The organism is uncultured Streptococcus sp., from assembly GCF_938036805.1.
Taxonomy (GTDB): Bacteria; Bacillota; Bacilli; order Lactobacillales; family Streptococcaceae; genus Streptococcus.
This window is the reverse complement of the sequence record NZ_CALHWC010000066.1, coordinates 1-1,029: the sequence shown is the minus strand read 5'-3', so window position 1 is coordinate 1,029 and position 1,029 is coordinate 1. Positions and strand designations below refer to the sequence as shown.

Below are 1,029 nucleotides of genomic sequence, written 5' to 3'. Positions count from 1 at the left end.
GACCAGTATTCTTATCCCAGACGACAGTTGTTTCACGCTGGTTGGTGATTCCGATGGCTTCGATTTGACTTGGTTTCACACCGCTTTCGATGAAGGCACCGGCTATAACAGACTGAACTGAGTTCCAAATTTCATTGGCATTGTGCTCAACCCAACCAGCTTGAGGGAAAATCTGAGTGAACTCTTTTTGGCTAGAGCTGACCTTTTCTCCCTTTTTGTTAAAGATGATGGCACGGGAACTAGTAGTTCCTTGGTCAATGGCCATAATGTATTTTTCTTGTGACATGTACTGTCCTCCTGGTAAAAAATCTTGAGGAGATTTCCTCTTTACAGTAACTAGTATATAAAATAAAGCGCTTTCTTGTTCATCAATTTTTTTAAAATTTTAAAAAAATTTGAGGAGATTGTGTGAAAATCACAAAGAAACCTAGATTTCTCCAGGTTTCTTAATGAAATATCATGTGACGTATTTGAGCAAAATCTTCCAAATCCAAGTCATTTTTTAAATAATAGACGGGAATCTGCTGGGTTTGATGAATGGGATTGTTAGTGATGATGAGGTCATAATTTTTAGCTGGATCGTAGGATTCAATGCTAATAAAACGATTGTACTCTAAATAGCGTCTTAAAATGGCCGTCATCCTGGAAACAACGATAAAGCTATCTGTCAAGTCCATGCCTATCTTGATGACTTGGCCATCATTTTCAGCAATGTACTCCATAAGCTGGAGCCATTCCCACAAAACCTTTTTATCCAGAGATGTTCCCTGTTGAAAAATAGGCAGTTTGCTAAAAATAGTGTCAGCCACTTGTCGATAATCGTCTTCGCTCCATAAGTAAGGATGGCGCAATTCCAGATCGTGCTTGTATTTGTCTTGCAAGAGATAGCCTCGAAAAAGAAAGACGCGGGCGCAGAGCTGACTGAGTTCGTAGGTCACCTGGTCTTCAATATAGTCACCTAGCAAGTCCTGAGACTTCATCTCTTGAATGAGTTGCGTAATCAGACTGGCAATTTCACCGCCAAAGCCC

Annotated in this window: 1 protein-coding gene and 1 pseudogene; both read right to left on the bottom strand. The window is 40.2% G+C overall.

Going from position 1 to position 1,029, the window contains the following annotated elements; translation table 11 throughout:
• On the bottom strand, window positions 1-286 hold a 286-nt coding region (locus tag Q0191_RS02765; RefSeq protein WP_297663629.1), incomplete at its 3' end, for an FGGY family carbohydrate kinase.
• A gap of 160 nt (window positions 287-446) precedes the next feature.
• Window positions 447-1,029 (bottom strand): annotated as a pseudogene (locus Q0191_RS02760) (hypothetical protein); the annotation flags it as partial.